Raw genomic sequence first — 20590 nt, 5'->3', positions numbered from 1 at the left:
CCGATTCTTTTCGATGAAGATGATTGGGAAAATGCTCTTGAGTTACGCAAAGGAATTGTGAACCCTTCGACGAAGAGCCATTCAGCTTCTGCCAAAGCCCAAAGAAAACGGACAGCCGATAACTTACCCGTGCATAGCTTTCAAACCTTATTGGCTGATTTAGGCACGATTGTTAACAATCGAATTCAGTCTAATATCCCAGGTGTGAATTTCGACTTTGACAAGGTAACAGAACCGACTCCTGTGCAAAGGAAAGCTTTAGATTTATTGGGCGTTAGCCTGATTTGTACCCAGTGAACCCGAAAGTCAAATCGCCCTAAGCCGGGATACGCATACAGTGTAGCTATTTGTCAAAGGGGAACTTCAGATTAATCATTATCGCCTGAATTTAAGTCCCGCCTAACCCACCCTACGTAACTATGTGAGAACAAATCTTCGAGTTTTAGCTGAGAGGCTATCTCTAACTTGGTGCAGGCAATAATACTGTAAACACACTCCCTTGACTCAGTTGCGATCGCACGCTAACTTGACCCCCCATCCCTTCCACCAAAGTCTTCACAATCGATAAGCCTAAACCTGTTCCTCCTGGGGAACGGGCGCGATTTTCGTCTCCCCGATAGAATCGCTCAAAGATACGAGATTGCTGCGCTAAGGGAATACCTTGTCCGCGATCGCACACCTGAATCCTCACCTGTTCCCCCTGTTGGTCTAAGGTTACGGTAACAGGTTGATCGGGGTCTGAATATTTTACCGCATTGTCAATTAAATTCAGCAACACTTGCTTGAGGCGATCGCGATCGGCTAACACTTCAATCACGTCACTCACGCTATCACAATTAATCACTCGATTACTATATTGTACCGCCATCTCTACAACTTCGGCGACCAAATCATTAAGTACAAAGGGTTCTAAATGAAAATGCATTCTGCCATGATCAACCCGGGCTAAGTCCAATAAATCTTGTAATAGTTGAACCGTGCGATCGGCTTCAGCAGCGGCAATTCCCAAGGCTTCCTGCTGAGGTGGCGTTAAGTTTTTACCGCGCCGTAATGTGCTTTGCAGATATCCAGAAACAATCGTCAACGGCGTTCGCAATTCATGGGACACATTACTGACAAATTGCCGCTGGTGTTCCCACGCTTCAAACAGACGGTTCAACATATTATCAAAGGTTTGCGCTAATTCTTTCACCTCACTCGGCGCTTTATCCAGATGCAGCCGCGCTTGTCCTAAATCGTCAGCGGAAATAGTTTGGGTGAGTTGACTCATTTGACATAACGGTTGCAGCGATCGCTTAATATAAAAGGAAATAACCACAATCATAACGGTAATGGAGAGCAAACTGGCAATTCCTAACGTGCGAATCAAACTCAAAAACATGGTTTGTTCGCTGGTAATATCCTTTGCCACATACATCTTACCCAGCCGTTCACCCTGCACCTGTAAGGGAGTACCACAAGCGATCCAATAGCGTCCGTTCACCCGATAGAGTTTAGGAATTAGGGGTATCTTTGAGGACAATAAATTATTGGTGGGATTAAGCTGTAAGGCTGAGGATTGAGCCGTAATTGAGCCATCAGAACGACGTACCCATAACAGCGTATCTCCCGTAGTTAAGTTGTCAATCGCCTTTTGCATCCCTGTTTCTAGGGACATCATCTCACTATAACGTTCTACATCATGGGGGAAGCGATCGCTCAGATATTGAATATGATTTTTTTGGGCTTTAATCAGGATTTGCTGCATGTACCAACTCGTCCAGATGGCAACAGCACTTAATCCTGTAATCGATACGACGGCGATGCCTACCGTTAATCGCAACTGTAGTGAAAAAGGGTCAAATTTGGGTAAGGGTTTACATAATAATTTGAGCAGACTGCTGGGAAATTTCATCGGAATTTTGATCGATCTATCAGCATTAAATACATCCCATTTTAGAGTGTAGGTTTGGCTATTTCTCTTCAAAGGGAATGTATCGGGGAAACTGGGTTTACTTTCAGTTAATCCGATGATCATTAAATCAAGATGATTTTTTCCTGATAGATAGATGAGTTTTATACGTTATGTTGAGGAACAGGGAACGGGGAACGGGGAACAGTTACAGGATGAGACAGGGCGGGTTTTGGTCGAAATGTTATAGTTTTCGCTGTTAATTTTGTTCCTAAACCCGCCCCTACATTAACGCTTATCTATCTCCTCACCAAACAATCAACGCTTCAGATGTTCTTCTAACAACTGTTGGGCGCGAGGCTTGTAAATGAGATAGAACAATGACTCAATATACCGCAACAAATCCTCCCGTTTTTCTTTCGAGGTGTAATTCCAAAACCCATAAATCCGCGCCAACGATAACAGGCGGCTGGTGTGAATCTTCCAGGTATAGGTACTGTACACCCGTTCCATTCCCCGATTGGAAATCTCCAACCAATAATCTGGATTTTGTTCACATTTAGACAGAAAATTCAAAATCTTCTGGGCAGTTTCTTCCAGATTCGTGGGGTTAATTAAGAACCCATTCACTTTATCCTGAATAATCTCCAACGGACCCCCAAACTGCGTGCCAAACGTGGGCAACCCGGAAATCATCGCTTCCAAAATAGTCAAACCAAAGGCTTCAAATAGCGCAGGCTGGACAAAAATACCTCGGTGATCCGCAATTACCCGATAGATTTCCCCAGAATCCCGCTTGGGTAAGCGCACCCCTAACCAACGAATTTTACCGTGTAAATTGTATTCGTCGATGAGTCGGTAAAGTTTAACAATTTCATCCTTTTCTTCGTTATCCGTTGATTCTTCCGTGCGTAATTTCCCGGCGACTAAAATCAGGTTACACTGTTCTTGTAACGCTTTACTCTTACCAAAACATTCAGTTAACCCGGTGAGATTTTTAATCCGGTCAAGACGTGCTATGGAGAAGAGGGGGCGCTTTGTTGGATCATCTAACTTGCCATAAACTTGAGACGGATCATCTAAGGTAAAAAGTAACTCCTCTAACCGTTCACAATCGCGAGGCACCCGATCCTGACTACGAGTATACGGGAAGTAAACCTGTTCATTCACTCCCGGCGGCACCACATTAAACTTAGGTGAAAATAACTCAATTCCATTCACCACATGATATAAATCCGGCATGGTGAAATTTTGGTAGGATTCATACTGACCCACACTATCCGGCTTCCCGACAATCTCTTGATAGGTACTGCTGATAATAAAATTTGCCGCATTCATGGCAATCAAATCAGCCGTAAATTGGATCGAGAAATGATATTGGTCTTCTAATTCCTGCCAGTAGAGATTACTGAATAGGTATTTGGATTTTTCCAAGGCATGAGCGACAATACACTGGGTAACATCCATGCGGCGGGATAGGAGAAATGCCACCAAGTTGCCATCTGAATAGTTGCCAACAATGAAATCAGGAACCCCTTGAAATTCTGCCCGGAGTTCTTTTTCCGCATCAATCGCATAAGTTTCCAGATAGGGCCAAATCTCAAACCGAGAAATCCAGTTCTGGGTATAGTTGGGATTAAATTCTCGGAAGGGAACCCGCAAGATCCAAGCATTATCCGTACCATGAACTTTTTCCAGGCGTTCGTTGCAGCGGGTGCCATCATTGTTGGGAATTAACCGGGATAAGATAATAACTTTTGGCTTGACCTTCAGCAACTCTAACCCAGCCAGTTTAATATCTTCTTGTAGCTGCTTTTCCAAACTCCGGGCTTGATCCAGCACATAAACCACTTGACCCCCGGTATCAGGACGCCCTAAAACACCTTCTTGTCCAAACCACCCATGGATTGAAACTAAGACAATCCGAAAAATCATTGGGATGCGGGACAGAAATTCTTCCAGCCCCTGGTGATCCGGAGAATCAATCAGTTCATCCAGGATTTCTAAGGTTTCTCGGACTCGACTAGCGGTATTCCCCCAACCCGCTTCAAACCCCATATCTTGCAGTTTGAAACGAAAACTTTCATAAGGTTCATCATCGGGGCGCTCGCTGACAACACCGAGGGCTAATTTTACCTGATCAGAAAGCTGTTGTTGGCTTTTAATCCGCCCGTTAATTAAAAGCTGAGTCCCCTGTACTTCATGGAGACTGAGGAAACTAAATAACGACTCTTGCCATTGGCGCGGATCTTGAAACAGTTTACTAGACAGAAAGCGATTCAGGAACTGAACCCCCTTGCCAATGTTTTTGGAGTCCCGAATAATTGGACTATAATCATAAAATGGTTTAAAATCCAGTTCCAGGACATCCCCTTCATTGGGACGATAATGGTTGACGAAGCGATCGCGCACATCAAGTAGTTGTTGAACCGTGATCGGCTCAACGGTTAAGTCTTCTAGAACTTGAAACGCTTCTTGTTCGGCAATCTTGGGTCGGATGATCAGATAAAGACTTTCCTGATCGAGAATAATTTCCTGAGTGTAATAAATCAGTCGTCCTAGATTCGACGAATGATAAAAATAGTCCGGTTTTTCCTGGTCAGCGCAGTATTTACTAAAATCAGACAGAATATCGTTTCGCAGTAGATACCGGGGTCCTGACTGTTTTAATTGACTGGCAAATTGGCGTAAATCATTGCGTTCTTCACAATCGAGTACGTTCTGGATTAGATTGAGCATTACAACGTCCCAAGCGCTTTCTTCAAAAAGGATAGAAGTCGAGAGGTATGACTCCGGAAAAACGCCCTACTCCAAAGCGGTAACAGAAGCGTAACCACTTTTTTTCGGGCGCAGGGTAACAGGGGTAATTGAGCAGGTCAGTTAATTAAAACCTTGCTGCATGAGTGTTTTATGCGGTTGAGCCACACAGGAAAAATCAAGCAATCTTTACAAATCGTAAAGTTGCCCGTACTTTTGCCGGATATAACGGATGAATGGAGCGATGTGCAAATCTGCACCAGTGACGCCCTTGATTAATTCAGCCGCCGTGTACTTGCAACCGTGTTGGTATATGTTTTCTTTTAACCAATTATGCAAGGTACTGAATTGTCCTTGTTCAATGTTAGCTAAGATTTCCGGATGAGCGACTAAGGCGGCTTCAAAAATTTGGCTGCTCATCAAGTTGCCCAGGGTATAGCATTGGAACATCCCGCCAATTTGACTGGTATACCAGTGAACGTCTTGGAGAACGCCATCCATATCCGTTTCGGGGACAATGCCTAAATCAGACCGATAGCGTTCTCTCCAGGCTTCCGGTAAGTCCCTGACGGCTAATTTCCCTTCTAGCAAGTCCAGTTCCAAATCAAAGCGAATCATCACATGCAGGTTGTACGTCACCTCATCTGCATCCGTGCGAATGAGCGATCGCACAACTTTGTTGATGGCTCGGTAGAATGTCTCTAAGGAAATATCCTTAAGTTGATGGGGAAACGCAGCTTGTAGTTGGGGATAGAAGAATTGCCAAAAGCCGCGACTGCGCCCGACGATATTTTCCCACAATCGAGATTGACTTTCATGAATCCCTGCCGAAGTCCCACCCGCTAAGGGTGTTCCTTCCAAGGTTGGGCTAATCCCTTGTTCATACAACCCATGACCCATTTCATGAATACTACTAAACAGCGCCTGTCCTAAGTCATTGTCGTAGACGCGAGTGGTAATTCGCACATCCTCTGTAGAGAAGTTAATCATAAACGGGTGATGGGTTTGATCTTGTCGTCCCCGTTGGAAGTCATACCCCAACTGCTCAATGATTTTCAGCGTAAAGGCTAACTGATCTTGAGCCGGATAATACTGATGCAAACACCGATCATCCGTCATCGGTTGGGCGGTAATCGCTTCCACAATCGGCACCAATTCGTCTCGCAACTGGGCAAACAGCGATCGCAAAAAACCCGCTTGCATCCCATAATCGGCAAAATCAATTAACGGATCGGCAATATGATCATATTCGGGGAAAAAGTTCGCCAATTCCCGGCTCAACTCCAGGGTTTTTTCCAGATAAGGTTCAACAGCCGCAAAATTATTTTCCGGGCGTGCGGCAACCCAAGCCCCATAAGTATCGGTACGATGGCGAGAAAATTTTGCCATAAACGTGGCGGGAACCCGTGCCGCCCGCTCATATTTGCGGCGGGTTACCCGCACTAAACTGGCTTCATCCGAGTCGTAGGGCAAACTGGCTTCTAGGGAGCGTAAGTCCTCTAGAAGCTCACCCATAGCTGGATCAGTAAATTTACTATGAGAAATTTGTTGCAACGTTGCTAACTGCCGTCCGCGAGCGGCTGCGCCTTTGGGCGGCATATAGGTTGCCTGATCCCAATACAACAAAGACGCGGCGGCTTCAATATCGGTAATCTCACTCAGGCGGGTTTTCAGCTCTAGGAGTTTGGTTTCTGTCTTTTCGATAGTCTGCATAGTCGGTGGGTGATGCTGTAGTATTGGCTTGGAGACATTGGTGAAAATGTTTCCCAGATTAGTAAATGTACACCTGACAATCGAAAAGGAGAATCATCCCTAACTGACAGGGAACGAACAGCTAGGCTGAACTCTAGGCTCTCACACTGACTCTCGTGCTTAACTACGGTAACTGAACGGCAATGGATACATCAGTTGGCTGACAGCGTTGGAAATGGTTAACCCTGATCCGGTGGAGAATGATTAAACTATCTCTCTACCTTAATCCATTACGCTTAAGACTTTTGCTGATCGACAGACCAATATTGTGCCATTTCTCTGCGACTTCCGCATTGGTCGCTGATGCTGTAGTTCTATGAAGTGAAGACAATATAGCGCTACGCGCCAGGGAATAGGCAATAGGCAATAGGGAATAGGCAATAGGGTAATGGGTTATAGAAATTTTATCTCCCAGCTTCCCCAGCTCCCCCAGCTTCCCCAGCTTCCCCAGCTCCCCCAGCTTCCCCAGCTTCCCCAGCTCCCCCAGCTTCCCCATCTTCCCCAGCTTCCCCAGCTCCCCTCAGGGTTCCCGATACAACTCTGGCATGGGTTCTTTCTCAATCCGATAGATTTTAAAGCCCCGTTTAATGCAATTATCCAGGGCGTAAGGACTATCCAGATTGCTAGTATGAATCCAGAGGCGTTGGGTTCCTTTGTTCCAAGCGTAAGCAATCCCATGGCTGAGTAAATGCTTGCCTAACCCCCGCCCTAGATAGTTTTCGCGCAACCCAAAATAGACAATTTCTGTCGAGTAGAACCGACCCGACGGTCCCTCGCGACGCTTGACCAACTCAATGTATCCGGCGGGCGCACCGTTGACATAAAGGACATGAATACTGGTTTCAGAGACAGTGAGAATCTCTTGCAGTTCTTCATCGGAGTAGGATAAGCGATCGCGCCAACGCCAGGGTTTGCCTACGGTACTGTAAAGGAACCGATAGAAGGCAACATCAGGCGTATCCATACACATCATTTTGATCCCATCCGGGTAGTTAAGATACGCCGGACGGAATTGGGTCGGATCAGTCATCTGGAGATAGGTGATCACCAGAGTATCCGGAATAGGTGTTATGGGAGGAGATTTCAAAGACACCGGAATTTGAGTGCTGTTGGGACATGTTGCCGCCTGAGAAACCGATACAGCCATCGCAATTCACAATCTGCTTAACTATTAATTAACGTTGGGCGATTTGACCGATGGGGCAGCAGTTTATGACTTACACTGTATTCTACGGTGGAATGATTATGATTAAGGATTGCTCCTGCTGTTTGTTGTCGAGGTCACATTTTCAGGAAATGGCAGTACAGGATACCGATGCTGTCGGTTCAGACAACGCGAGTTTACCCATCACTGATTCTCTACAACCCAACTTACCCCAATTTTACGTCGATTTTTCTTCCAGTGTAATTTTAACTCAGGTCAATTCGTATTTGTTTAAGAATTTATCAGGAGATTCTTTTTTTTTAAGTATATACAAATACATTCTTCCTGAACTCAATCCCTGTTTTCGCCTAAAGTCCATTAGATTTGCTGGCATTTAGGCAATGGCAGTCAAACCCGGATTGAACTTTAGGCAGTTAGTTTGTGATCTGCAACGCCCGATAACGGTTCATTGGTCACCGGACATTGTTGATGCCGATCACTGCTTACTGAGTCTCGTAAATGTAATCTTGCAACGCTTTCACATCTAAAGGCTCAGACTTCAATGAACGAATTGCCCCGGCTGTTGCCTTTGCACCAGCAATCGTGGTAACAATTGGGATTTTGTAAGCCAATGCGGTGCGCCGAATTAACCGACCATCGGCTTGGGCATCTTCTCCGGTTGGGGTATTAATAATCAACTGAATCTGCTTATTTTTAATCGCATCCAAGACATGGGGACGCCCTTGATGCAGTTTCAGGATTAAATCAACCTCCAAGCCCTGATCCTTAAGGGCTTTGCGTGTCCCTTCCGTGGCAATGACATTAAAGCCCAAGTCCATCAAGTCTTGCACCACCGGGACAACATTGGCTTTATCCCGGTTATTGGTGGAGACAAAAACAGTACCCGACAGGGGTAAACGCTGACCGGCGGCTAATTCTGCCTTGGCAAATGCCTTACCAAAGTCCGTATCAATCCCCATCACTTCACCAGTAGACCGCATTTCTGGTCCGAGGATGACATCGGTGCCAGGGAATTTATCAAAGGGCAAGACAGCTTCTTTTACGGCAATGTGCTGGAGTATCGGTTCGCGGGTTAAACCCAGGTCTTCTAGGGTTTCTCCTGCCATGATCCGGGACGCCAAAGCCGCTAGAGGAACACCGGTGGCTTTGGAGACATAAGGAACAGTACGCGACGCCCTGGGGTTGGCTTCCAGGATATAAACGGTTTCCCCTTGCACCGCAAACTGGATATTCATCAAGCCGATGACTTTCAACTTTGTGGCTAATTGATGGGTACTGGTGCGAATCGTTTCCATTGCTGTGGGACTCAGGGAAATAAACGGAATCGAACAAGCCGAGTCCCCGGAGTGAATCCCTGCTTGTTCGATATGCTCCATAATGCCACCAATTACCACCCGACCCGTATGATCTGCGATCGCATCTACATCGACTTCAATCGCGTTTTCCAGGAACTTATCAATCAGAATCGGGTGTTCCGGTTCCACTTGCACCGCAAAGGTCATATACCGTTCCAACTCCAGGTCAGAATAGACAATTTCCATTGCCCGTCCACCGAGAACGTAGGAGGGACGCACCACCACCGGGTAGCCGATGCGCTTGGCGATGTTCAACGCCTCCTCATAACTGCGAGCGATGCCATTGGGGGGCTGTTTGATATCCAGTTGGCGCAGGATTTGCTCAAAGCGTTCCCGATCTTCGGCTATATCAATGGAGTCGGGAGAGGTACCCCAGATTTTGGTGGGAGCGGAGGTGGGGATTTCGGGATTGTTTAAAAACTCCTGGAGGGGAACGGCCAGTTTTAATGGGGTTTGACCGCCAAACTGGATGATAATCCCTTCTGGCTTCTCAGTTTCAATGATATTGAGAACGTCTTCTTTAGTTAGAGGTTCAAAGTAAAGGCGATCGCTGGTGTCGTAGTCTGTGGAAACGGTTTCCGGGTTGGAGTTGACCATAATCGTCTCAAACCCTTCTTTGGCAAGGGAATAAGCCGCATGACAGCAGCAGTAGTCAAACTCAATCCCCTGTCCAATCCGGTTGGGTCCACCACCGAGAATCATCACCTTGCGCTTATCGGAGGGGATGACTTCAGTTTCTTCTTCGTAGGTGGAATAGTAGTAGGGGGTCAGTGCCTCAAATTCGGCGGCGCAGGTATCTACGACTTTGTAAACGGCGACAACCCCAAGTTGCTTACGGTAAACCCTCACCTCATCCTCGGTTTTCTTGGTGGCGAAGGCAATTTGGCGATCGCTATAGCCTTGACGCTTTACATACCAAAGATCCTCTTTTGTCAAGCTTTTTAAGGGAGTGCGCTTGAGGAATTTTTCAGTTTCGAGTAAATCGGCAAACTTATCTAGAAACCAAGGATCAATCCCCGTGAGTTCATAAATTTCTTCGACGGTCATCCCTAATTGTAAAGCGTGACGCAGGGTAAAGATGCGGTCAGGGTTGGGTGTCCGTAAGCCAGACCGCACTTGTTCCAGGGAGGGAAGTTTCTCGGCGCGATCGCATCCCCACCCGTAGCGTCCGATTTCCAGAGAACGCAAGGCTTTTTGGCAGGATTCTTGGAACGTGCGTCCAATTGCCATGGCTTCCCCCACCGACTTCATCTGGGTGGTGAGTACGGGTTTAGCGTTGGGGAATTTCTCAAAGGTAAACCGGGGAATTTTGGTGACTACATAATCGATCGTGGGTTCAAAGGAGGCGGGGGTTTTCTGAGTAATGTCGTTGGGAATCTCATCCAAGGTGTACCCTACCGCCAACTTCGCCGCAAATTTAGCGATCGGGAATCCGGTAGCTTTGGAGGCGAGGGCAGAACTGCGGGAGACACGGGGGTTCATTTCAATGACAATCACGTCCCCGGAAACTGGATTGATCGCAAACTGAATATTTGAGCCACCCGTTTCCACGCCAATCTCGCGGATAATTTGAATCGAGTAATCCCGGAGTCGCTGATATTCTTTATCGGTAAGGGTTTGGGCGGGGGCGACGGTAATTGAGTCCCCAGTGTGGACGCCCATCGGGTCAAGGTTTTCGATTGAGCAGATAATGACTACGTTATCGGCGAGATCCCGCATCACTTCTAACTCATATTCTTTCCATCCCAGCAGCGACTGTTCCACTAAGATTTGAGAGACGGGGGATGCGTCTAACCCCGCTTGTGCCATTTCTTCGTATTCTTCCTGGTTATAGGCGATACCACCCCCTGTTCCGCCTAATGTATAAGCTGGACGAATAATTAGGGGGTAGGTGCCAATGCGTTGGGCGAGGGCTTTGGCTTCATCCAGGTTACTGGCGATTCCGGAGGGACAGACTTCGATACCAATGCGCCCCATCGCTTCTTTGAAAAGCTGGCGGTCTTCTGCCATTTCGATGGCATCGAGTTTAGCACCAATAAGATCGACGCCGTATTTTTCAAGAACACCGTTTTTTGCCAGAGTAACGGCAATATTCAGGGCTGTTTGACCCCCCATCGTCGGTAATAGGGCATCTGGTCGTTCTTTGGCAATCACCTTCTCCACAATTTCCGGAGTCAGGGGTTCAATGTAGGTGCGGTCTGCGGTTTCTGGGTCGGTCATGATCGTGGCTGGATTGGAGTTAACCAGTATCACTTCGTAGCCTTCCTGTTGGAGGGCTTTACACGCCTGAGTGCCAGAGTAATCAAACTCACAGGCTTGTCCGATAACAATGGGACCAGAACCCAAGATCAGGATTTTGTGAAGATCGTCGCGGCGAGGCATAAGTGTCGGTGATTGCGTGACTATTCTTGAATTCTGTTTATTTTATATGGTTTGAGGGAAATTCGTCGCGGCAGTTATGTTGGGGTTTGATGACTTAGGGAAGTTATAGCTCCCCAAACCCCTCGCCAGTTAAAGTTAGTCTTGTTATCCGATGGAGTGCAGCCAAGGCGCGATCGCACTATCCCGTAGGGTGCGTTAGGCGCTGCCTTGGGTTAATGTTAAAAAAATTGGGGATTTTCGCGCCGTAACGCACCGTTTTATGCTTGAATGGTGCGTTACACTTGCGTTAACGCACCCTACAGCTTTCACTGTTCCGGCGAGGGAGGATGTCAATGCAACGACGACAGGCAAGGGCGAGATTGTTTCGATCATTGCTGCCACCAAGAGATTGAGGTTGAATATGATCAATGGAAAGTGGGGCAGAACTGAGCAGTTCGGGATAGTGGCAATATTCACACCGGAATTGGGCGCGTTGACGAACAGTTTCGTAGAGCGACTTAGGAATGGTCATGTGCTCTAGCAGCCATAACGGCATTAATGTAGCTAAAAATTTCGTCAAGTTCGCCAATGGCTTCTAGTTCAAGGGTTTCTTCCGAGGTGAGACGATCAGCTTTTTTCTTGTCGAGCAGGGTTTGCATTCGATCGCTCAATTCATCGGTGAATTTGAACAGGGTGAGGTTATTAATCTGCTGCACCTGTAATCCTTTCGGGAGTAGGGTCGATGGTTTAAGGAGCGTCGTCATAGCTAGGGGTAGGAATAGGAGTTTGAGGTCTTTTGATCATAATAACAATGGTTGTCTTGAAATATTTGCGATCGCACTCTCTCCCGTTAACCCAACCCTAGCGCGATCGCACTCTAGACTCAATGCCGATCCCTTCAAATCAAAATGTTAGTTAAAATACTAAAAGTTATCAGCTTCTTGGTTAACGATGAAAACTGCCGTTTCTATCCCAGACCCGATTTTTGAAGCCGCCGAAGCCATGTCTAAACGTCTAGGCTTATCACGCAGCGAATTGTATGCTAGGGCGTTGCAGGCTTATTTTAAGGGAAATTTAATATCTGAATGATCATTCAGGTGTTATGCTAAAAAAAATATCTGAAGACTTGTTCAGATATTGAGTCAAACTCTATCGTGGAGAGAAAGATGACAACTGCCACTCAAACGCAATGTGCCTGTGATTCCTGCGCGTGCATGGTGAGTACCGATTCAGCCGTGCAAAAAGACGGCAAATACTACTGTAGCGACGCTTGCGCTAACGGTCATCCCAACGGAGTTGGCTGTGGGCATTCTGGTTGTGAATGCCACGCTTAATCGGGCGCATCCTAAGCGATTGCCGATCTATGGACAAATAGAACCCACTCCAGGTACAGAAGAATCGCTGTGTCTGGAGTAATTCTTTTCTCTTCTTTGAACCTTAAGTCAAGGTCATTTCTTCTAATTGAGATTGCCAATTTTGAGTCGTGTCCACTGTCGTGACTAGGGATTGTTCCGCCTCAGTGAAGGGTTCAGCCGTGGCTTGTTGGCGACTGAGTAAATCAGTAGTTGCATCAGATACATCTCCAGTGCGGGATGATAGGCGATCGCGTAGGACTTCAATGGGGGCACTACAGTGTAGAATTCGTAAGGGTAACTGATGTGCCTTTGCTTTGGCGATCGCATCCCCTCGAAATGCCTGTCGATCATACTTCGCATCAAGAATCACCGGGAAGCCTTGCTGTGCTACCATGATGCCCAATTCTAACAGGCGATCGTAAGTTTTCTGGTTCATCTTGGGAGTATAAAGTTGATCAGATCCTTTTTGATCCAACGGAATACCCGCTAAATGTTTACGTACTGCATCAGAACGCAGGTGAATCGCCCCCAACTGCTGCGCCAATTGTCGCGCTACTGTACTTTTTCCCGAACCCGATAAGCCTGACATAATCACGACTTGTCCGGAATTCGTTTTCGTGTAGTCCCAAGCCAGTCGATAATAATCGGCTGCTGTGTTTGCGGCGTCTTGTTTCGTCTCCTCAGGAACCGCCGGATCATCCAATAAAAAGGAGGTGACTTTCGCCCGCACATACGCTTGGCGACATAAGTACAAAGGCAATACCTGTAACCCTTGCCAATCTCCGGTTTGCTCCATATAGGTATTGAGAAACACCTTCCCCAACTCCTTAGCCCCCCGCGCATCCAAATCCATCACCACAAAGGCGACATCGTACATCACATCCACAAAGCGGAACGGTTCATTAAATTCAATCCGATCAAACAGTTGAATCTTATCCTGCCACAGGCAAATATTTCTCAGGTGTAAATCCCCGTGACATTCCCGAATCCGGTTATTGTCTAGGCGCTGTTCTAATAACGCCTCTCGTTGGGCAAAAAAGCGATCGCTAAATTGTTTCGTTTCTTGAAATTGCTGTTGGGTTTGCGCCCTACCAATATAGTTTTCCGTTTGCTGATAATTTTCGTCACACGCCTCACGAATTTTGGCAGGCGCACCGAAACGGCGGATGTAGTCATTGGTTTGGCTTTGAGCATGGAATTCAGCCACGACTCGTCCCAGGTTCTCCATATCCGTTGCCGTCAATTTGCCTTGCTCGAAGCGCGTGCTAAACAAGGCATCCTGGGGGAATTGCCGCATTTTCAAGGCATACTCTACAGGCTGAGAATCATCCCCTAGAATCAAGCGATCGCCCTTTTGACTAATCGGCAAGACATCCAGATAAATTTCCGGTGCTTGGGGTTTATTCATCTGCAACTCTTGCCAACAGAAATGCTCTCGTTTCTCCAACGTGGAAAAATCTAAAAAGCTAAAGTTTACTGCTTTCTTGACTTTATAGGCATAATCCCCAGTCAGAAACACGTAAGACACATGAGTTTGAATCAATTCAATCGGTGTTTGAACCGGATGAGGATAAAAATCCGGTTGCTTCATCTGGTTAATTAGATCCGACATCTGTAACTATTCCTCAAACTTTCACCAATAGCATAAGACTAATGACAAATAACGTAGCGTGCTTCTCAAGGGCAGCGACTTCTTCACCCTTAACATTTATTATGTCTACCTATTAAAAAAAGCCAGGGATAATCTGGTGTTCCCTGGCTCGAAAAACGATGTCTCTAAAGTTAAACTTCTTCTTCTTCGTTTGCTAACAAGGACATTGCTTCATCGACCTCAGATTTCTCAGAAGGCTCAGCAGGCATAGTGGGCGCACCCAGGATATTAACCACCGGTCGTTGGGGGTCATCCATCGCGGTAGCGCCTGATGGCAATAGAATTTCATGAACATGCAAGCTGGCACCGATATCTAAGTTAGAGATATCAACCTCAATGGCTTCTGGAATACTATCCGGAGCGCATTCAACTTGAAGTTCCGTCATCACATGTTCTAAAATGCCGCCTTGCTTCACGCCAAAAGCCGTTCCGACCAAATTTACAGGTAAGGAGATTTGGATAGTATCCTGACTTGCCACAGAGAAAAAGCTGAGGTGATAGAGGATAGGCTTCCAGGGATGAGTTTGTACTTCTCGCAGCAGTGCTTTTCCATTCCAAGACAAGTCAGGAATGTTGACCTGAACAGCAGTATGGTTAATATCAGCCTGCTTGAGTAAGGTTTCTGCGGCTTTAGCTTCAACCGTGAGTGCGATGGATTCAGCCCCCTTGTGACCATAGAGTGTTGCTGGGATTAAACCCTCTCTACGTAAGGCTTTGGGCTTACTTCCCTCGGCTCGCTTGTGACATTCAACTTTAACTTCCATAGCTAGTCTTTTGCTTCAACTGTTGGTGATTCGTCATTTGTCATTAGTCATTCGTCTTATGTCTTATGCCATTCGGAAAAAGGAGACAAAAGACAAAGGACAAGTTATCCCGATGTTACCGGGATACCATTAGCGTCGAGTAATGCTCGTTTAGGTCCATGGATGGGATCTTCTACGATAATAGTCTGGTCACGGCTAGCACCTAAAGACACGAGTGCGATCGGCACTTCCATCAGTTCTGCCAGGAATTTCAGATAAGCCAGCGCCTGCTTGGGTAAATCTTCCAATGCCCGACAGTGAACGGTGGATTGTTGCCAACCGGGTAGAGTTTTATAGATGGGTTTACACTGAGCAAACCGACGTGCATTGCTGGGGAAATCCTCACAGCGTTGACCGTTGATTTCGTAGGCGACACAAACCTTGAGTTCTTCTAGGGTATCAAGAACATCAAGCTTGGTGATTGCCAGACAATCCATCCCATTGATGCGAACCGCATAGCGACCAATGACCGCATCAAACCAACCGCAGCGACGGCGACGTCCGGTTGTTGTACCAAATTCTGCGCCGCGATCGCATAATAGTTGTCCAAGTTCGCCATGGAGTTCTGTAGGAAATGGTCCCTCTCCGACACGGGTTGTATAGGCTTTAGCGACACCAATCACCCGATCAATCATCGTCGGTCCTACCCCTGCACCCACACAAGCACCACCTGCTACCGGGTTGGAGGAGGTGACGTAGGGATAGGTTCCATGGTCTAGGTCAAGTAACGTCCCTTGCGCCCCTTCAAATAATATATTGCGTCGTTGTTGAATCGCATCATAAATTTTGAGCGAACAGTCTACAACATGAGGACGTAATCGTTCAGCATAAGCGAGATACTGATCGATCACGGTAGCAGGGTCGAGGGGCGGTAAATTATAGAGTTTTTCTATAACAGCATTTTTATAATTAATTGTCCAATTAAGCTGTTTTCGCAGGATATCCGAGTCCATCAAATCGACAACCCGAATACCGATGCGCTCTGATTTATCCGCGTAAGTCGGACCAATTCCCCGACCTGTAGTGCCAATTTTATGGTTTCCCCGTCGCTCTTCCGATGCCTGGTCAATTAACCTATGGTAAGGCATGGTGACGTGGGCAGTTTCGGAAATTAGCAGCTTTTGGGTAGAAATGCCTAACTGTTCGAGTTGGTCGAGTTCACCAATCAGAACGTGGGGGTCAATTACTGTCCCCGAGCCGATAATACATTCTGTTTCTGGATATAAAATCCCAGAGGGAATCAGGTGCAGCTTAAAGGTTTGACCCTGAACCACAACGGTATGTCCCGCATTGACCCCCCCCTGGTAACGGACGACGACATCTGCGGACTTGCTTAGTAAGTCGGTGACTTTACCTTTTCCTTCATCGCCCCATTGGGCACCGATTACAACAACGTTAGCCAAGGGTTTATTATACGCGCTAAAGTTTACACAAATCACCATTATGTGCAGCAGGTGCGATCGCTGTCAATCGATTTGGTCATTCGTCATTTGTCATTTGTCATTCGTCATCCGTCATTCGTCATTCGTCATTCGTCATTCGTCATTTGTCATTCGTCATTTGTCATTTGTCATTCGTCATTCGTCATTCATTTTTCCCATCTCCCCACACCCGACACCCCACACCCCACACCCGACACCCCACACCCGACACCCCACACCCGACACCCAACACCCCACACCCAACACCCGACACCCCACACCCAACACCCCACACCCCACACCCAACACCCGACACCCGACACCCAACACCCGACACCCCACACCCGACACCCCACACCCGACACCCCACACCCGACACCCCACACCCCACACCCGACACCCGACACCCCACACTCACCGAAACCTTAGAAAATCTCTGGGACAAACGTTTGAGTAGACATAGGCGGACGGTGATACTCCAATTCCGACTGTCGGGGGGGTAACTCAATCGGGTCTGGTGTTAAATCTTTATAGGGAATCAGACTTAACAGGTGAGAAATGCAATTGAGACGAGCGCGTTTTTTCTCATCGGCTTCCACCACATACCAAGGTGATTGCTTAATATCCGTCGCCGCAAACATTTCATCCTTGGCTTTAGAATACTCCACCCAGCGAGCGCGAGACTCTAAATCCATGGGACTCAGTTTCCATCGCTTGGTTGGATCTTCCATGCGTTGACGAAAACGGCGTTCTTGCTCATCGTCACTCACGGAAAACCAGTACTTGATCAGAATAATTCCCGATCGCTGAATCATGCATTCAAATTCTGGACATGATCGCAGAAACTCCTGATACTCCTCATCCGTGCAAAACCCCATCACTCGTTCCACACCCGCTCGATTGTACCAACTGCGGTCAAACAGGATCATTTCTCCGGCTGCTGGCAGATATGGCACATAGCGTTGAAAATACCATTGAGTTTTCTCTCGCTCTGTGGGTGTACCCAGAGCCACCACTTTACACACACGGGGATTCAAGCATTCTGTAATCCGCTTGATCACGCCACCTTTTCCGGCTGCATCCCGCCCTTCAAAAACGACGACGACTTTTAATCCCTTTTGTTTAATCCATTCCTGTAATTTGACTAACTCAACCTGTAGTCGGCGCAATTCCCGTTTGTAAACTTTCTTCTTCAATTTCTTTGATTTACCTTTGTCTGTTTTCACTTTTTCTTTTTCTTTGACCAGGGAATTTGTTTGATCTTTCACTTTGCCGTTAGTTAACTTATTGGACATTCTTTAAGATAGCTCTAGCTACTCTACTAAAGAAATTATAGAAAACCGCTATACGATATTTTTTTGTATCAAAAATCACTCCCCAGCCTGAAAGACCTGTTGAACCGTCAAATTTAGATCCGGGAATGTGGGTGAAACAATGCGGTCATTTTCCCTAAACTGACTCACCTGGTATTCACCCTCAATCAGTTGGTATACACTAAATGTCGGTCGTTTGGGGTTGCCAATGTAACGCCTCCCCCCTAACCCCAAATAGTCCACAATCCAATACTCAGGAATACCCATCGCCTCGTAGTCTTCCAGCTTCAGCGCATAATCATCACTCCAATTGGTGGAAACAACCTCGACCACCAGACGTGCCGAAGATCCTTGAGTAATAATAGATTCCCGTTCCCATCGGGGATCATCTCCGATAGTCTGGCAATTCAACACAATAACATCCGGTTCATAGCCAGACTCATAAGGGATGGGTTTAATCACACATTCTTTAGGAATAAAACTCTGATGTGAAGTCCTGCGGATTTCAAAGTTTAGTTCAGCGATAAGGAAACCTGCTATCCGCGAATGTTTTCCCGTGGGTTTAGGCATTTCAATAATTACTCCATTGTGAAGTTCATAATGGTGTTCTGACTTCTCTGGATACCAAGCAATAAATTCATCGAATGTTACAGGTTTAGGTAAGGCTTGAATCATAGTCTGTGGGGAGAAAGGTTTCTCAAGGATGATTTCCCCACTTGAAGAAACCATCCTCGTTATCTTAACTGGAATGGTACTGACGCATAAGCTGGTGGGCAATGCCCACCCTACGGGATATCAAGGGTTTCGGCAATCCCAAAATTCACGCTTTTGAGTGCCATGAATCTTAACTGGAATGCCACTGACTTTAGAGTTTGTAGTAAGCGCTTTAGCGCTTCTGGCACTAAAGTGCCTACTACGAACCCAGCTTAAGTCAGTGCCATGAATCTTAACTGGGCTTTGGCTAACGTCCTGCTTGGCTAACACAGAAAATCTAGCGATTATGGCGTGAGCCTCCGATAAGGTAACATTGTATCAATTCCTGCAAATGTATCGATTTGTTAACAAACACCTGACGAACTACAACTGTCTATGCAAACCATCGTTGCTCCTAGTCTTCATCCCTCTCACCGAAATCCCGGACATCCCCTTAAACTGGTTGTCTTGGGCGATAGCCTGATCTATGGATTTGGTGATCCCGAAGGTGGGGGCTGGGTTGAACGGCTGCGACGCCAATACATGTTACCCGATAGTCCCGGTCATGTCCTCTACAATTTGGGCGTCCGAGGTGATGGTGTCAAACAAGTCGAAGAACGTCTCGAACATGAGTTTCGCCGTCGGGGTGAATTGAGAAATCGCGTCCCTGATGCCATAATCTTGTCTGTGGGCGTGAATGATTCTGCCCGTGTCGGACGCCCCACGGGTCGTAATTATACAGACTTTGATAGCTTTCAACAGGAACTGGCAAATCTACTCAACCAAGCCCAGCGCTTATGTCCGGTTCTATTTGTGGGGATGGTTCCTGTCGATGAAACGAAGATGCCATTTCTGGATTGCTTCTACTATACTCATGCTGATCAGTACCGCTACAAAGAAGCTACCCGTCTGGCTTGTCTGAGACGCCAGATTCCTTATCTGGATATTTTTGATGTCTGGATGAATCGAGGAACACCTTGGTGGACAAAGCAACTGTCTTCAGATGGACTTCATCCCAATGTGATGGGTTACCGGGCGTTGTTAGAAGATGTTCTAGATTGGGAACCATTCCATCAACTTTGAAAAATTTTGTCTTATGTCATTTGTTATTAGTCGTACTCTATTTTATCCCGGTCAGCTAGGTTAAAGAACAAAAAATAGGACATGAAAATGCATAATTTATAAGTCATAATTCATAGATTCAATGAATCATTAGTCTTTTACCCATCATCCCTCAGCAAAAGACGCCATGATAAACAGACTTAAGGTGCGAATTTATCAAATCTTAGAGCGGACGGACATTAGGGATACGGCTAGCCAGATAGTTGATATATTTATTTGGACATTAATTGCCCTCAATTTGATGGCTTTTACCTTGGAAACAGTTGATTCAATTTGGTATCAGTACAGACAATACTTTATCATTTTTGAGGAGGTATCAATTGCCGCATTTACCGTGGAATATATCTTAAGAGTTTGGATATGTACAGTAAATCCGGACTATAAGCATTCGATCAGGGGACGGTTAAGATTCATGTTCACCCCTTTAATGCTCATCGATTTAATTGCGATTTTTCCTTTTTATCTGCCGCTCCTGTTCCCCGATTTGCGATTTTTAAGATCTTTACGACTATTCCGCTTTTTTAGAATTTTAAAACTAAGCCGTTATTCAGCGTCCTTAAGAACATTAGGACGAGTAATTCGTTCAAAAAAAGAGGAATTAATTATAACCTTTTTTGTTTTATTTATTTTATTGTTTTGCGCCTCTAGTCTAATTTATTTTGCCGAACATGAAGCGCAGGCGGAAGCCTTTCCCAATATTCCCATGTCCATGTGGTGGGGTGTGATTACCTTAACCACCGTGGGCTACGGTGATGTGTATCCAGTCACGCTGATCGGGAAATTAGTGGGCGCGATGTTAGCGGTGCTGGGAATTGGGCTATTTGCTTTACCTGCTGGTATATTGGCGTCTGGATTCTCGGAAGAACTTCAAGTGAAACACCCGTTTAAACGTAAGCGAACCTCAAAATTTTGTCCTCATTGTGGAAAACCAATTCATTGATCCCCAATCTG

The 20590-nt window shown here is 46.4% G+C and carries 17 protein-coding genes and 3 pseudogenes; 7 read left to right on the top strand and 13 right to left on the bottom strand.

Annotation, left to right across the window (positions count from 1 at the left end):
- Positions 1–297 (top strand): annotated as a pseudogene (locus tag RIG66_RS32940) (IS1634 family transposase); the annotation flags it as partial.
- Positions 298–460: 163 nt separating this feature from the next.
- Here RIG66_RS32940 and RIG66_RS32935 read toward each other — a convergent pair.
- The 4 genes from RIG66_RS32935 to RIG66_RS32920 form a co-directional block, all read right to left on the bottom strand.
- Entirely contained in the window at positions 461–1894 is a 1434-nt protein-coding gene (locus RIG66_RS32935; RefSeq protein ID WP_446384182.1) for a HAMP domain-containing sensor histidine kinase, read from the bottom strand.
- 315 nt (positions 1895–2209) lie between these two features.
- On the bottom strand, positions 2210–4630 hold the full coding sequence (locus RIG66_RS32930) for a sucrose synthase (protein ID WP_446384180.1): 2421 nt from the start codon (positions 4628–4630) through the stop codon (positions 2210–2212).
- 207 nt (positions 4631–4837) lie between these two features.
- On the bottom strand, positions 4838–6361 hold the full coding sequence (locus tag RIG66_RS32925) for a carboxypeptidase M32 (protein ID WP_446384178.1): 1524 nt from the start codon (positions 6359–6361) through the stop codon (positions 4838–4840).
- Between the two features lie 559 nt (positions 6362–6920).
- Positions 6921–7547 (bottom strand): GNAT family N-acetyltransferase, encoded by a 627-nt coding sequence (locus RIG66_RS32920; RefSeq protein ID WP_446384176.1) that lies wholly within the window; start codon positions 7545–7547, stop codon positions 6921–6923.
- Positions 7548–7696: 149 nt separating this feature from the next.
- Here RIG66_RS32920 and RIG66_RS32915 point away from each other — a divergent pair, with 149 nt between their 5' ends.
- On the top strand, positions 7697–7942 hold the full coding sequence (locus RIG66_RS32915) for a hypothetical protein (protein WP_446384174.1): 246 nt from the start codon (positions 7697–7699) through the stop codon (positions 7940–7942).
- Between the two features lie 105 nt (positions 7943–8047).
- Here RIG66_RS32915 and carB read toward each other — a convergent pair whose 3' ends face one another.
- The 3 genes and pseudogenes from carB to RIG66_RS32900 all read right to left on the bottom strand — a co-directional run bounded on the left by carB (position 8048) and on the right by RIG66_RS32900 (position 12045).
- Entirely contained in the window at positions 8048–11302 is a 3255-nt protein-coding gene (carB, locus tag RIG66_RS32910) for a carbamoyl-phosphate synthase large subunit (RefSeq protein ID WP_446384172.1), read from the bottom strand.
- A gap of 334 nt (positions 11303–11636) precedes the next feature.
- A pseudogene (locus RIG66_RS32905) lies at positions 11637–11813 on the bottom strand (HNH endonuclease); the annotation flags it as partial.
- Positions 11800–12045, bottom strand: a complete 246-nt coding sequence (locus RIG66_RS32900; protein WP_446350709.1) for a hypothetical protein — start codon at positions 12043–12045, stop codon at positions 11800–11802. The pseudogene RIG66_RS32905 and the gene RIG66_RS32900, both read right to left, overlap by 14 nt.
- Before the next feature lie 187 nt (positions 12046–12232).
- On the opposite strand from RIG66_RS32900, the pseudogene RIG66_RS32895 reads away from it, so the two are divergent.
- Both RIG66_RS32895 and RIG66_RS32890 read left to right on the top strand, forming a co-directional pair.
- A pseudogene (locus RIG66_RS32895) lies at positions 12233–12349 on the top strand (ChpI protein); the annotation flags it as partial.
- 98 nt (positions 12350–12447) lie between these two features.
- Complete coding sequence (locus RIG66_RS32890; RefSeq protein ID WP_446344169.1) at positions 12448–12615, top strand: metallothionein; 168 nt, start codon at positions 12448–12450, stop codon at positions 12613–12615.
- A 103-nt stretch (positions 12616–12718) separates the two neighbouring features.
- On the opposite strand, the gene RIG66_RS32885 is transcribed toward RIG66_RS32890, so the two are convergent.
- The 6 genes from RIG66_RS32885 to RIG66_RS32860 form a co-directional block, all read right to left on the bottom strand.
- The gene (locus RIG66_RS32885) at positions 12719–14248 is read right to left on the bottom strand and encodes a bifunctional aminoglycoside phosphotransferase/ATP-binding protein (RefSeq protein ID WP_446384170.1); all 1530 of its coding nucleotides are present in this window, start codon (positions 14246–14248) and stop codon (positions 12719–12721) included.
- A 170-nt stretch (positions 14249–14418) separates the two neighbouring features.
- On the bottom strand, positions 14419–15051 hold the full coding sequence (locus RIG66_RS32880; RefSeq protein ID WP_446384169.1) for a 50S ribosomal protein L25/general stress protein Ctc: 633 nt from the start codon (positions 15049–15051) through the stop codon (positions 14419–14421).
- A 104-nt stretch (positions 15052–15155) separates the two neighbouring features.
- The gene (locus RIG66_RS32875) at positions 15156–16493 is read right to left on the bottom strand and encodes an adenylosuccinate synthase (RefSeq protein WP_446384167.1); all 1338 of its coding nucleotides are present in this window, start codon (positions 16491–16493) and stop codon (positions 15156–15158) included.
- Positions 16494–16667: 174 nt separating this feature from the next.
- On the bottom strand, positions 16668–16925 hold the full coding sequence (locus RIG66_RS32870; protein ID WP_446384165.1) for a hypothetical protein: 258 nt from the start codon (positions 16923–16925) through the stop codon (positions 16668–16670).
- Positions 16926–16936: 11 nt separating this feature from the next.
- Complete coding sequence (ppk2, locus tag RIG66_RS32865; protein WP_446384163.1) at positions 16937–17806, bottom strand: polyphosphate kinase 2; 870 nt, start codon at positions 17804–17806, stop codon at positions 16937–16939.
- Positions 17807–17881: 75 nt separating this feature from the next.
- On the bottom strand, positions 17882–18499 hold the full coding sequence (locus RIG66_RS32860; protein ID WP_446384161.1) for a Uma2 family endonuclease: 618 nt from the start codon (positions 18497–18499) through the stop codon (positions 17882–17884).
- Between the two features lie 28 nt (positions 18500–18527).
- Here RIG66_RS32860 and RIG66_RS32855 point away from each other — a divergent pair, with 28 nt between their 5' ends.
- From RIG66_RS32855 to RIG66_RS32845, 3 genes are all read left to right on the top strand, one after another.
- On the top strand, positions 18528–18656 hold the full coding sequence (locus RIG66_RS32855; RefSeq protein WP_446384159.1) for a hypothetical protein: 129 nt from the start codon (positions 18528–18530) through the stop codon (positions 18654–18656).
- A gap of 257 nt (positions 18657–18913) precedes the next feature.
- The gene (locus RIG66_RS32850) at positions 18914–19600 is read left to right on the top strand and encodes a GDSL-type esterase/lipase family protein (protein ID WP_446384157.1); all 687 of its coding nucleotides are present in this window, start codon (positions 18914–18916) and stop codon (positions 19598–19600) included.
- Between the two features lie 166 nt (positions 19601–19766).
- Positions 19767–20579, top strand: coding sequence for an ion transporter (locus tag RIG66_RS32845; RefSeq protein ID WP_446384155.1), 813 nt, complete (start codon positions 19767–19769; stop codon positions 20577–20579).
- Positions 20580–20590 lie beyond the last annotated feature (11 nt).

The sequence above is a fragment of the Coleofasciculus sp. E2-BRE-01 genome (assembly GCF_040221695.1).
In the GTDB taxonomy this organism is placed as follows: domain Bacteria; phylum Cyanobacteriota; class Cyanobacteriia; order Cyanobacteriales; family Coleofasciculaceae; genus Coleofasciculus.
The sequence above is the reverse complement of the archived record's forward strand: the minus strand, read 5'-3'. Positions and strand labels throughout refer to the sequence as shown.

Bases quoted from the DNA above. Each gene is read 5' to 3' on its own strand.
- RIG66_RS32935 (WP_446384182.1), bottom strand. From the start codon at position 1,894: ATGAAATTTCCCAGCAGTCTGCTCAAATTATTATGTAAACCCTTACCC.
- RIG66_RS32930 (WP_446384180.1), bottom strand. From the start codon at position 4,630: ATGCTCAATCTAATCCAGAACGTACTCGATTGTGAAGAACGCAATGAT.
- RIG66_RS32925 (WP_446384178.1), bottom strand. From the start codon at position 6,361: ATGCAGACTATCGAAAAGACAGAAACCAAACTCCTAGAGCTGAAAACC.
- RIG66_RS32920 (WP_446384176.1), bottom strand. From the start codon at position 7,547: ATGGCTGTATCGGTTTCTCAGGCGGCAACATGTCCCAACAGCACTCAA.
- RIG66_RS32915 (WP_446384174.1), top strand. From the start codon at position 7,697: ATGGCAGTACAGGATACCGATGCTGTCGGTTCAGACAACGCGAGTTTA.
- carB (WP_446384172.1), bottom strand. From the start codon at position 11,302: ATGCCTCGCCGCGACGATCTTCACAAAATCCTGATCTTGGGTTCTGGT.
- RIG66_RS32900 (WP_446350709.1), bottom strand. From the start codon at position 12,045: ATGACGACGCTCCTTAAACCATCGACCCTACTCCCGAAAGGATTACAG.
- RIG66_RS32890 (WP_446344169.1), top strand. From the start codon at position 12,448: ATGACAACTGCCACTCAAACGCAATGTGCCTGTGATTCCTGCGCGTGC.
- RIG66_RS32885 (WP_446384170.1), bottom strand. From the start codon at position 14,248: ATGTCGGATCTAATTAACCAGATGAAGCAACCGGATTTTTATCCTCAT.
- RIG66_RS32880 (WP_446384169.1), bottom strand. From the start codon at position 15,051: ATGGAAGTTAAAGTTGAATGTCACAAGCGAGCCGAGGGAAGTAAGCCC.
- ppk2 (WP_446384163.1), bottom strand. From the start codon at position 17,806: ATGTCCAATAAGTTAACTAACGGCAAAGTGAAAGATCAAACAAATTCC.
- RIG66_RS32860 (WP_446384161.1), bottom strand. From the start codon at position 18,499: ATGATTCAAGCCTTACCTAAACCTGTAACATTCGATGAATTTATTGCT.
- RIG66_RS32855 (WP_446384159.1), top strand. From the start codon at position 18,528: ATGATTTCCCCACTTGAAGAAACCATCCTCGTTATCTTAACTGGAATG.
- RIG66_RS32850 (WP_446384157.1), top strand. From the start codon at position 18,914: ATGCAAACCATCGTTGCTCCTAGTCTTCATCCCTCTCACCGAAATCCC.
- RIG66_RS32845 (WP_446384155.1), top strand. From the start codon at position 19,767: ATGATAAACAGACTTAAGGTGCGAATTTATCAAATCTTAGAGCGGACG.